The sequence below is a fragment of the Streptomyces kebangsaanensis genome (genome assembly GCF_001906585.1).
Taxonomy (GTDB): domain Bacteria; phylum Actinomycetota; class Actinomycetes; order Streptomycetales; family Streptomycetaceae; genus Streptomyces; species Streptomyces kebangsaanensis.
The window spans coordinates 37,717-48,323 of the sequence record NZ_JUJA01000157.1; the positions used below are offsets into that span (position 1 = coordinate 37,717).

General features: G+C 72.4%; 11 protein-coding genes and 1 pseudogene. 8 read left to right on the forward strand and 4 right to left on the reverse strand.

All coding sequences use genetic code 11. The features are described 5' to 3' along the window. Positions 1-64 precede the first annotated feature (64 nt). Positions 65-583 (forward strand): flavin reductase family protein, encoded by a 519-nt coding sequence (locus RH94_RS27265; RefSeq protein ID WP_073950851.1) that lies wholly within the window; start codon positions 65-67, stop codon positions 581-583. Positions 584-622: 39 nt separating this feature from the next. Here RH94_RS27265 and arfB read toward each other — a convergent pair whose 3' ends face one another. Next, a complete protein-coding gene (gene arfB / locus RH94_RS27270) occupies positions 623-1,060 on the reverse strand; it encodes an alternative ribosome rescue aminoacyl-tRNA hydrolase ArfB (protein WP_073950853.1) in 438 nt (145 codons plus the stop codon). 174 nt (positions 1,061-1,234) lie between these two features. Between arfB and RH94_RS27275 the strand changes: the two genes are divergently transcribed. Continuing rightward, positions 1,235-1,810, forward strand: a complete 576-nt coding sequence (locus RH94_RS27275) for a TerD family protein (protein ID WP_073950855.1) — start codon at positions 1,235-1,237, stop codon at positions 1,808-1,810. Between the two features lie 95 nt (positions 1,811-1,905). Next, complete coding sequence (locus RH94_RS27280) at positions 1,906-2,421, forward strand: GNAT family N-acetyltransferase (RefSeq protein WP_073950857.1); 516 nt, start codon at positions 1,906-1,908, stop codon at positions 2,419-2,421. A gap of 18 nt (positions 2,422-2,439) precedes the next feature. Here RH94_RS27280 and RH94_RS27285 read toward each other — a convergent pair whose 3' ends face one another. Beyond that, entirely contained in the window at positions 2,440-3,870 is a 1,431-nt protein-coding gene (locus tag RH94_RS27285; protein WP_107428833.1) for a M1 family metallopeptidase, read from the reverse strand. Positions 3,871-3,877: 7 nt separating this feature from the next. On the opposite strand from RH94_RS27285, the gene RH94_RS27290 reads away from it, so the two are divergent. Next, complete coding sequence (locus RH94_RS27290; protein WP_073950861.1) at positions 3,878-4,375, forward strand: hypothetical protein; 498 nt, start codon at positions 3,878-3,880, stop codon at positions 4,373-4,375. A 7-nt stretch (positions 4,376-4,382) separates the two neighbouring features. Here the strand turns inward: RH94_RS27290 and RH94_RS27295 are convergent, their stop codons facing one another. Then, positions 4,383-5,060 (reverse strand): pentapeptide repeat-containing protein, encoded by a 678-nt coding sequence (locus RH94_RS27295; protein ID WP_079189220.1) that lies wholly within the window; start codon positions 5,058-5,060, stop codon positions 4,383-4,385. Positions 5,061-5,161: 101 nt separating this feature from the next. Here RH94_RS27295 and RH94_RS27300 point away from each other — a divergent pair, with 101 nt between their 5' ends. Beyond that, positions 5,162-6,661: an MFS transporter gene (locus RH94_RS27300; protein WP_073950865.1), complete on the forward strand. Its 1,500-nt coding sequence runs from the start codon at positions 5,162-5,164 to the stop codon at positions 6,659-6,661. A gap of 108 nt (positions 6,662-6,769) precedes the next feature. Here the strand turns inward: RH94_RS27300 and RH94_RS27305 are convergent, their stop codons facing one another. Further along, positions 6,770-7,423, reverse strand: a complete 654-nt coding sequence (locus tag RH94_RS27305; protein ID WP_107428834.1) for a rhomboid-like protein — start codon at positions 7,421-7,423, stop codon at positions 6,770-6,772. 94 nt (positions 7,424-7,517) lie between these two features. Between RH94_RS27305 and RH94_RS27310 the strand changes: the two are divergent. The 3 genes and pseudogenes from RH94_RS27310 to RH94_RS27320 form a co-directional block, all read left to right on the forward strand. Continuing rightward, positions 7,518-8,340 (forward strand): annotated as a pseudogene (locus RH94_RS27310) (aminoglycoside phosphotransferase family protein); the annotation flags it as partial. Between the two features lie 61 nt (positions 8,341-8,401). Beyond that, positions 8,402-9,460, forward strand: a complete 1,059-nt coding sequence (locus RH94_RS27315; protein WP_073950869.1) for a right-handed parallel beta-helix repeat-containing protein — start codon at positions 8,402-8,404, stop codon at positions 9,458-9,460. An 89-nt stretch (positions 9,461-9,549) separates the two neighbouring features. Then, positions 9,550-10,578, forward strand: a complete 1,029-nt coding sequence (locus RH94_RS27320) for a methyltransferase (RefSeq protein WP_073950871.1) — start codon at positions 9,550-9,552, stop codon at positions 10,576-10,578. The last annotated feature ends 29 nt before the right edge of the window (positions 10,579-10,607 follow it).

Genomic DNA, 10,607 nt, shown 5'->3' on the forward strand with positions numbered 1-10,607 from the left:
CACATCCCCCGCGCCGCCCGTCCCCTCCCCCACCGCCTCCACGGCCTCCGGGCATGCTGAGGGGGTGACCAACGACGAGTTCCGTGCCGCGATGTCCCGGCTGGCCGCCGGTGTGGTCCTGGTGACCGCACAGGAGCCGCCGCTCGACCCGGACGACCCGCAGGCGCCGGCCGGCGAGGACGCGGGCATGACGGCGACGGCGTTCATGTCGGTGTCCCTGGACCCGCCGCTGGCCCTGGTCAGCCTGCGCGAGGGCTCCCGCATGGACGACCTGCTCGCCGAGCAGCCGCTGTGGGCGGTGTCGGTCCTCGCGGAGAACCAGCGGCACATCGCGGGCCGCTTCGCCATGAAGGGCCGCATCAGCGACCGGCTGCTGTTCAAGGAGCTCTCCTGGACGCGCGGCGAGTCCTCCGGCGCCCCGCTGCTGACCGACGCCCTGGCCACCTTCGAGCTGCGCACCGAGCAGCGGGTGACGGCGGGCGACCACACCCTGGTCGTCGGCCGCGTCCTGACGGCCCGCGTCCCGGGCACGGGGGGCGGCCCGCTGCTGTACTTCCGCGGCCGCTACCGCCAACTGGGCTGACGGCGCCGCGTCCGGCCCCTGCGGCGTCCGGTCGCAGCGCTAGGTCCAGCCCCTCCCGGACCGCCCCCGCTTGGTCTCCGAGCGCTGTTTCTTCTCCCGCAGCCGGCGCTCGTTGATGCCGCGGGGGATCCGGGTGGGCCTGCGCGGTCCGGGCGGGGGCGCGGTGGCCTCGGCGAGGAGCGCGGCGAGGCGTACGGCGGCGGCCTCGCGGTTGCGCCACTGGGAGCGGTGCTCGGAGGCGCGGACGCTGACCACCCCGTCGACGAGGCGGCCCGCGAGCCGCTGCAGGGCGCGCTGCTTCCACACCTCGGGCAGGGCCTCGGTGTTCGCGAGGTCGAAGCGCAGTTCCACGGCCGAGTCAGTGGTGTTGACGTGCTGTCCGCCGGGCCCCGAGGACCGCGAGAACCGCCAGACCAGCTCGGCCTCGGGAAGCGCGACGGAGCCGCGGATGACATGGGGACCGGACATGCCCTCCATGTTCCCTCTCCTGTCCGGGTCACGTCACCGGGTTTTCGCGTGCGCTCGCGTACGTTCGAACGAGGCTTGGTAAAAAAGGTAAAGAGGCGGGGAACTCCGGGAGCCCCTCTTGGCGTTCCTACGGGTGGCGGTAGCTTCGTCCGCAACACGCAACGAGGGAAGGGACTCCCAACAATGGCTGTAAGCCTGTCCAAGGGCGGCAACGTCTCGCTCAGCAAGGAAGCTCCGGGCCTGACCGCCGTCACCGTGGGCCTCGGCTGGGACGTCCGCACCACCACCGGCACGGACTTCGACCTGGACGCCTCCGCGATCGCGGTCAACACCCAGGGCAGGGTCTACTCCGACGCCCACTTCGTCTTCTTCAACAACAAGCAGACCCCGGACAACACCATCGTCCACACCGGCGACAACCGCACCGGCGAGGGCGAGGGCGACGACGAGGCGATCAACGTCAACCTCGCCGCGCTCCCCGCCGACGTCGACAAGGTCGTCTTCCCGGTCTCCATCTACGACGCCGAGAACCGCGGCCAGAACTTCGGCCAGGTCCGCAACGCCTACATCCGCGTCATCAACCAGGCCGGCGGCGCCGAGATCGCCCGCTACGACCTGTCGGAGGACGCGGCCACCGAGACGGCCATGGTCTTCGGCGAGCTGTACCGCAACGGCGCGGAGTGGAAGTTCCGCGCGGTGGGCCAGGGTTACGCCTCGGGCCTGGTCGGCATCGCCCAGGACTTCGGCGTCAACGTCTGACGGACGCGTTCCGCTGTCGGAGCCCCGGCCCGCGAAGGCCGGGGCTCCGGCCGCACCGCACGCCCGGGCCGCCCGGTGCGCGATACGTTGCCCGGGTGATCCTGGAACCTCTGACCCTCCCGCCGGACCACGGCCTCCCGGACGTGCTGCTGACCGAGCTCACCGCGCTGTACGCCTCCCAGCGCGACTTCCACGCCCTCAGCGGCGACTTCCCCGACCCGGACGGCATCCGCCCGGAACAGGTGGCGGCCGCGCTGGCGGACGAGCTGGCCGGCCCGGACGCGGAGGTGCTGCTCGCACGCGGCGGGGGCGGGCTCGTCGGGATCGCGATCACGCTCGACCACCACCCCGACCCGGCCGACCCCGACCCGTGGATCGGCCTGCTGATGATCGACGCGGGTGTCCAGGGGCACGGCCACGGCCGCCGGTTGGCCTCCCTCGTCGAGGACCGCTTCCGTGCCGCGGGCCGCACCGCCGTACGCCTCGCCGTCCTGGGGAACAACCCGGCGGGCCTGGCCTTCTGGACCGCCCTCGGCTACGAGGTCATCGACCACCGCGAGGACCTCCGATCGGGCCGTCCGTGCGCGGTGCTGCGCAAGCGGCTGGTCTGAGGAACCGGCCGGCTCCGGTCAGGGGCGCGCCGGCCTGCCCTCCCCGTACAGCCAGTCCTTCCAGATCCCGCCGAAGTCCTTGTCCGGGGCCTTCTTCTCCACGTAGGCGGTGAAGTCGGCGGTGGACGCGTTGCCGTGGCGGTGGGTGGCGGCCCAGCCCTGGATGATGTCGTAGAACATGTCGTCGCCGACCGCCTGGCGGATCTTGTGCAGGACCATCGCGCCGCGCGCGTAGACGGGCGGGTCGAAGATGTGCTCGGCGCCGCTCGGCCGGGCGGGCGGAAAGGCCCACAGGGCCTTGTTCCCGGCGTCGTCGTAGAGCGCGTCGAAGGTCCGCTGCGCGCCGTCGCCGCCGTTGTCCTCCTTCCACAGCCACTCGGCGTACGTCGCGAAGGCCTCGTTGAGCCACATGTCCCGCCAGCTCCTGGGCGTGACGGAGTTGCCGTACCACTGGTGGGCGATCTCGTGGACGAGGGTCCCGGTGTCGGGGGCGCCGGGGAAGACGGGCCGGTTCTGGGTCTCCAGGGCGTAACCGGCGTCCTCGTCGCGGCCCACGACCGCGCCGGTGGACGAGAAGGGGTACGGGCCGAAGTTGTACTCCGCCCACTCGATGACCTCGGGGATCTTCGCGAGCACCGCGCGGCTCGCCTTCACCTGGGTCGGGTCGACGGCGACGTACACCGGCAGGCCGCTCTTCGTGGTGGAGCGCGTGATCTCGAAGCGCCCGACGGCGACGGTGGCCAGGTAGCTCGCCATCGGCTCGGCGGTGTGCCACCGGAACGTCGTACGCCCCTTGCCGGTCGTCTCGTTCTTCAACTCACCGTTGGAGACGGCCTGCAGTCCCTCGGGGACGGTGACCGAGATGTCGTAGGCGGCCTTGTCGGACGGGTGGTTGTTCCCCGGGAACCACGCCATCGAGCCGACCGGCTCGCCGAGGGCGAGGGCACCGTCGGCGGTGGGCAGCCACCCCTCCTCCGACCCGTCGGGGTCGACGACGGTCCGCGGCCGCCCGGCGTACCGCACCGTCGTACGGAACGTCTCCCCCTTCACCAGGTCGTCGTGCGGCCGCACGGTGAGTTCCTGCCCGGCCCGGCTGAACAGGGCGGCCTTCCCCTCCACCGTGACGCCGCGCACCTCGAGCCCCTCGAGGTCGAGGTTGAAGGCGGACAGGTCCTGGGTGGCCCGGGCGGTGATGACCGCCGTACCCGTCAGGTGACGGCGGTCCGGGTCGTAGGCGAGGGTCAGGTCGTAGTGGCCGACGTCGTATCCGCCGTTGCCGGCCCTGGGGAAGTACGGATCGCGCACCCCGGCCCCGCCCGGGGTGCCGCGCACGCCCCCGTCGCACCCGGTCAGCGCGAGCAGGGACAGGGCACAGCCGGCCGCGGCGGCCCGGACAATCGGTGCGGATCGATACACGTGCGCGATCCTATTCCGCGCCCATGACACCATCGCCTACGTGCTCGACATCGGCTACGCCCTCTCCAACCGCTTCCCCGACCCCCCGCAGACGGACTACCGCCGCGTGGACGTGCGCGCCCTGCGGCACGACCTGTTCTGCGGTGACGTCTACCTGGCCGACACCGAGGCGGACCGCGAGCTGGCCACGGCCTGGGGCTGGGTGCCGGTGCTGGACTTCGCCTGGGCCCTGTGCGACATCGTCGAGCGGCTGGACCGGGACCCGGCCGGCTCCCGCGCCTCCCGCCCGCAGCGGGCGGAGCTGGACTTCACCGAGTCCACGGACCGCATGCTCTTCGAGCGCCGCTTCGGCTGGGTCGACATCGCCTCCGACTGGCTGCCCGCCGAGGAGCCCCCGCTGACCTTCTCCCACACGGAGCTGCGCCGAGAGGCCCGCGACTTCCTGCACGATCTGATCGCCGACCTGTGCGACCTGCACGAGGACCTGGCCGAGAACCCGGCGATATGGACCCTCCAGGCCCGCTACCCCCGCGTCTGAAACCTCCTCACCCCTCCACCCTGATCCCCAGCTCCGCCGCCAGCACCGGCGCCAGGTCCAGGAGCTGGCCGGTACTGATCACGGCCCCAGCCAGCCGGTCCGCCCCGCCCGCGATCTCCAGGGACACGGCACCCCGCAGATCCACGTCCGTGAGCGTCGCCGCGCTGAGGTCGACGCCCTTCACCACGCAGTCCACGAACTCCACCCGCTCCAGCCGGGCGCCCCCGAAGTCCGGCTCGACGAGGACGCAGTCCTCGAAGACCACGTCCCGCAGCCGGGCCCTGCGCAGGTTCAGGTAGTCGATCTTGCCGCCGCGGATCCGCACCCGCTCCAGGACCGCCCCGTGGAGCTGCGCACCGCCGAGGCGGGCGTCGGCCACCTCCACGTCCCGCAGGGTCGCCTCGGCGAGGTCGGTGCCGACCCCCCGTATGCCGGTGAGGACCGAGTCGAGGAGGCGCGCGCGGCGCAGTGACGTGTCGTCCAGCGCGCAGTCCCGGAGCGCGCAGTCCATGAAGCGGGCGCCCGTCCCGTCCTGTCCCGCGAAGTCCTCCTGCCGGAACTCCAGCCCGTCGTAGTCCCCGTCCGGCGCCAGCCCCCCGCCGCCGTACGCCTCCAGGCGCGGCAACCGCACCTCGGGCCGCCGCGCCCCCCGCACGGCGCTCCCGCCGCTCGCTCTCCTCACCATGTCCCCATGCTGCACCCCGCCACTGACAGTCACTGAAAGTCACTGACGATCTCGGCGTAGTCGCGGATGCGATACGTCCCGGTTCATGGTCTTCTGGCCAGATGAGCGTCGCCCGCGCCGGTGAATTCCGTTCCGAACAAACCGATCCCCACCGCTGGTGGGCCCTCGTCGTCATCGCGCTCGCGCAGCTGATGGTGGTGCTGGACGCGACCATCGTGAACATCGCGCTCCCCTCCGCGCAGCGCGCCCTGCACATGTCGGACGGCAACCGGCAGTGGGTCATCACCGCCTACTCCGTCGCCTTCGGCGGGCTGCTCCTGCTCGGCGGGAGGATCGCCGACCTGGTGGGCCGCAAGCGCACGTTCGTCGCCGGGCTGATCGGCTTCGCCGTCGCCTCCGCGTTCGGGGGCGCGGCCACGTCCGCCGGCATGCTCTACGGCGCCCGCGCCCTGCAGGGCGTCTTCGCCGCCGTCCTCGCCCCCTCCGCGCTCTCCCTGCTGACCACGGCCTTCACCGATCCGAGGGAACGCGGGAAGGCCTTCGGCATCTACGGCGCCCTCGCGGGCAGCGGCTCGGCGATCGGATTCATCGTGGGCGGCGTGCTGACCGAGTTCCTGAACTGGCGCTGGTGCCTGTACGTCAACGTGCCCATCGCCGTCGTCACGGTCGTCGGCGCCCTCGTCCTGCTGCGCGACCGGCCCGGGAACACCGGTGCCCGGCTGGACGTGCGCGGGGCGGTGCTGGGCTGCGGCGGCCTGGTGGCCGTCGTCTACGGGTGCAGCGAGGCCCAGCCGCGCGGCTGGACGGACCCTCTGGTGCTGGGCCTGCTCGCGGTGGGCGTGGTGCTGCTCACGGGCTTCGTGTGGTGGCAGACCCGGGCACCGTCGCCGCTGCTGCCGCTGCACGTCGTCCGGGACCGCGACCGGGCCGGCTGCTTCCTGACCATGATGCTGGCCGTGGTCGGCATGTTCGGGCTGTACCTGTTCATGACCTACTACCTGCAGGGCATCCTCGCCTACTCGCCGCTGCGGACCGGCCTGGCCTTCCTGCCGCTGACCGCCGCGATCGTCGTGGGCTCCACGCAGATCTCGGCCCGGCTGCTGCGGCACGTGGCGCCGCGCGCGCTCCTGGTCCCCGGCATGCTCCTGGCGGCGGGCGGCCTGCTGCTCCTGACCCGGCTGACGGTCGACTCGCGGTACGTGAGCGAGGTGCTGCCCGCGCTGCTGCTGATGGGCCTCGGCATGGGCCTGACCTACATGCCGGTGTTCGCCACCGCCACCGCGGGCGTCGCCCCGCGGGACTCGGGCGTGACCTCCGCGACCGTGAACACCTCCCAGCAGGTGGGCGGTTCGATCGGCACCGCGCTGCTCAACACGATCGCCACGACCAGCGGCGCCGCCTACATCACCGCCCGTCTGCGCGGCCCGGCGGACCGGCCGCGGGTGGTCTCCGAGGGCATCGTGCACGGCTACACGGTCGCCCTCTGGTGGGCGGCGGGCGTCATGCTCCTGGCCGCGCTGGTCGCCGGCCTGATGGTCAAGGGCAGGGCCCCCGAGCGCGGAGCCCCGGCCGAGGCGGCCGTACCGGAGTCGGTGGGCTGAGCCGGCCGACCGGGGAGAGGCGGCCGACCGGGACGAGCGGGCCGACCGGGACGACCGAACCACCCAGGGCGACCGGGACGACCAGGGCGACCGGGCCGGCCGGGGACGTCAGTGCCTGAGGGCGGCCAGTGTCTCCTCCGGGTTCCACGGTTTCCCCCGGCCCCCGGCCAGCGGACGGCAGCCGAGGCCGATCAGCACGGAGGTGAAGTGCCCGAGATCGGTGAAGGTGCGCCCGGCGACCAGCGGCACGCCGTAGAGGACGAGCAGGACGGCCAGGTACGGATACCGCCAGGGCGTCGCGATCCGGTACGTCAGCACCCCCATCACCCCGGCCAGGGCGTAACTCACGCCGACGTCCAGGGTGTTGACGGCCGACTCCGGCGCCATGTGCCGCTGGACCGCCCACAGCAGCGCGCCCTCGCTGATCAGCGTGGCCAGTACGTGCGCGGCCACGCACACCAGCAGCCAGCGCAGGGTGCCCAGCCAGCGCTCGGCCTGCGCGTGGAAGACCGTGTAGAGGGCCGCGTACGGCAGCCAGCGGCCGCTGTCGATCCACATGGCGCTGGAGAAGAGCACCCGCACCGGGTTGTTCGACAGCTCGTGGATGTTCGTGGAGCGCTGCCGCAGGAAGTGCTGCTCGAACCGCGGCGACATGTGGTTCAGGGCGACGGTGGTGAAGAACAGGATCAGCAGCCACACGTACGTGCCCGGGGCGCCGCGGACGTACGCCGTCACCGCCCGCAGCCCACGCCGCATCCGCATGACCGCGTTCACCCTCGCAAGTATGGTCGGCAAGGTGATCGAGGTGCCCGCCGCGCCGGCCGCTTCTCAGGAGAAATTCAACGGAGCGGCGGGNGGGCCGCGCGTTCGTCGCCGCCCTGCCGCGCCGGGTGGCCGGCTTCCTCGACCGGTGGCGGCTGCGGGTCGACGGGCCGGCGATGCACGGCGTGTGCGCGCTGGCCCTGCCGGTGGTGCGGGAGGACCGCACGCCCGCCGTCCTGAAGCTCCAGCTCCTGGACGAGGAGAGCGCGGGCGAGCCGCTCGCGCTGCGCGCGTGGGACGGCGCCGGCGCCGTGCGGCTGCTGGAGCACGACGAGTCCACCGGCACGCTGCTGCTGGAGCGGCTGGACGCCGCTCGCCCGCTGACGGGCCTGCCGGACACCCGTGAGGCCGCCCTGGTCGTCGCCGGGCTGCTGGCCCGCCTGACCTCCGTACCGGCCCCCGCGGGGACACGGCGGCTGGGGGACATCGCGCGGGGCATGCTGGAGCGGGCGCCGGGGCTGCTGGGGCGGCTGCCCGACGGGGACGAGCGCCGGCTGCTCGTGGACTGTGCGGCCGCCGTGCGCGAGGTCGTCGCCGAGCCCGGCGACCGGCTGCTGCACTGGGACCTGCACTACGACAACGTCCTCGCCGGCGGCCGTGAGCCCTGGCTCGCCATCGACCCCAAGCCGCTCGCCGGAGACGTCGGCTTCGAACTGTTCCCGGCGCTGGTCAACCGCTTCGACGCCGGTGAGGTCGTCCCGCGCTTCGCGGCCATGACCGGCGTCCTGGGGCTGGACCGGGACCGGGCGCGCGCCTGGACGCTCGGGCGGGTTCTGCAGAACGCCCTGTGGGATCTGTCCGACGGCCGGCCGCCGTCACCCGAACAGCTGTGGATCGGCCGCGTCCTGCGCGCATGACACGCCCTCGAACGGCCTATCAGGCCTTGCAGTCGGACCTTAGGGTCATAGCCTGCCCAATATGACAAAACGCCACATTGCTCTGCTCCTGAGCACTGCCGCGCTGGCCGCCTCAGGTGTCGCCGCCGCCCCGCCGATCTCGGTGCCCAGGATGCACCTGGTGTTCCCGGGAGGATCGATCCAGAAGGCGGTGGACTCCGCGAAGGCGGGCGACACCGTGCTGGTGACACCCGGCGTCTACTACGAGAGCGTCAAGGTGACGACGCCCGGCCTGATCCTGCGCGGCACGGGCCGCGGCACCGTCCTGAAGCCGGCCGCCAAGGCCGGCGACGACTGCGGCGGGCACGGCAACGGCATCTGCGTGGCGGGGACCAAGGACAAGCGACTGGAGGGCATCACCGTCTCCGACCTGACCGTGACCGGCTTCTCCCACGCCGGAGTGATGTCGGTCGGCGCCGACCGGCTGACCGTGCGGAACGTGACCGCCGAGAAGAACGGCGTGTGGGGCATCGCCGAGGAGCACTCCGTGCGCAGCGAGTACCTGCAGAACACCGCCCGGAACAACGGCGACGCGGGCCTCTTCCTCGCCAACACGATCACGGCCGAGCAGGGCGCCACCGACACCGGCGGAGCCCGGATCGCCCACAACCGGCTCGAGGGCAACCGGATCGGCGTCACCGTCCGCCGGCTGCGGAACCTCACCGTCACCGGCAACGAGATCACCGGCAACTGCGCGGGCGTGTTCGTCGTCGGCGACGAGAACAAGCCGAGGGCCGGCGCCCTGGCCGTGCGCGACAACCGGGTCGTGGAGAACAACAAGCACTGCCCCGCGACCGCCCGGCTGCCCTACCTGCAGGGCTCGGGCATCGTCCTGACCGGCGCCGAGGAGACCGACGTGACCCGCAACACGGTCACCGGCAACTCGGGCAAGTCCCCGCTGTCGGGCGGCATCGTGCTCTTCAAGAGCATGGTCGGCGCCACCAGCGAGAACAACCGGATCAGCGGCAACGCGCTGCGGGACAACGCCCCCGCCGACCTGGTCAACCAGGAGAGCGCCACGCACAACAACGCCTTCCGGAACAACTCCTGCCGGGCCTCCGAGCCCGCGGGCATGTGCTGAGGCCGTCACCACCCCTGTCACCACACCCGTAACCACACCCGGTCCCCGTCCGAAACCGCACGGGGACCGACCAGGAAGGAAGGCGGCACATGACGACCGCTCAGTCCGCCCCACCGCCGTCCATGCGGCTCAGGGAGCTCGTGTTCGGGGCGGCGTGTGCCGCCGCCCTCCGCGCGGCCACCCGGCTGGGTGTGGCCGACGCGCTCGGCGACACCCCCACGGCCGTGGAGGACCTCGCGACGGCGGTGAAGACCGAACCGGGGCCGCTGCGACGGCTGCTGCGGGCCCTGGCCTGCTACGGCGTCTTCACCGAACAGCCCGACGGCACCTTCGCGCACACCGACATCTCCCGGCTGCTGCGCGAGGACGACCCGAACAGCCTGCGCTACATCACCCTGTGGTGCACCGAACCCTGGACCTGGGACGCCTGGCCCCGGCTGGACGAGGCGGTGCGCACCGGCCGCAACGTCGTCCAGGACCTGTACGGCAAGGAGTTCTTCGTCCACCTCAACGAGGACGCCCCCGAGTCGGCGGACGTCTTCAACCGGGCCATGACCACCTCCAGCAAGCAGTCCGCCCGGGACGTCGCCGAACTCCTCGACCTGTCCGGCGCCTCCTCCATCGCCGACATCGGCGGCGGCCAGGGCCACGTGGTGGCCGGCCTGCTGGAGAAGTACCCGTCTCTGCACGGCACCCTGCTGGACCTGCCGCGCGTGGTGGACAACGCCGATCCCCGGCTGCGCGAGGGCGGCCCGCTCGCGGACCGGGTACGGATCGTGCCCGGCGACTGCCGCGAGGCCGTCCCCGTCAAGGCCGACGTCTACATCATCAAGAACATCCTGGAGTGGGACGACGACTCCACCGCCCGCTGCCTGCGCAACGTCATCGACGCCGGCGGGCCCGGAGCACGCGTCGTCGTCATCGAGAACCTCGTCGACGACACCCCGTCCATGCGGTTCAGCACCGCCATGGACCTGCTGCTCCTGCTGAACGTCGGCGGAGCCAAGCACACCACCGACAGCATGACCAGCCGGCTGAGGGCGGCCGGCCTGACCATCGACGACATCAGCCCCGTCAACCCCTACCTGCACGCCTTCGACTGCACGGTGCCCGCCTGACCGGCGGCCCCCTCCCCCTCTCACACACC

What these genes read in the sequence shown, in the direction of transcription:
- arfB (WP_073950853.1), bottom strand. Translation starts at nt 1,060, where the DNA reads ATGGAGGGCATGTCCGGTCCCCATGTCATCCGCGGCTCCGTCGCGCTT.
- RH94_RS27300 (WP_073950865.1), top strand. Translation starts at nt 5,162, where the DNA reads ATGAGCGTCGCCCGCGCCGGTGAATTCCGTTCCGAACAAACCGATCCC.
- RH94_RS27320 (WP_073950871.1), top strand. Translation starts at nt 9,550, where the DNA reads ATGACGACCGCTCAGTCCGCCCCACCGCCGTCCATGCGGCTCAGGGAG.
- RH94_RS27285 (WP_107428833.1), bottom strand. Translation starts at nt 3,870, where the DNA reads ATGGTGTCATGGGCGCGGAATAGGATCGCGCACGTGTATCGATCCGCA.
- RH94_RS27295 (WP_079189220.1), bottom strand. Translation starts at nt 5,060, where the DNA reads ATGGTGAGGAGAGCGAGCGGCGGGAGCGCCGTGCGGGGGGCGCGGCGG.
- RH94_RS27305 (WP_107428834.1), bottom strand. Translation starts at nt 7,423, where the DNA reads ATGCGGATGCGGCGTGGGCTGCGGGCGGTGACGGCGTACGTCCGCGGC.
- RH94_RS27275 (WP_073950855.1), top strand. Translation starts at nt 1,235, where the DNA reads ATGGCTGTAAGCCTGTCCAAGGGCGGCAACGTCTCGCTCAGCAAGGAA.
- RH94_RS27315 (WP_073950869.1), top strand. Translation starts at nt 8,402, where the DNA reads ATGACAAAACGCCACATTGCTCTGCTCCTGAGCACTGCCGCGCTGGCC.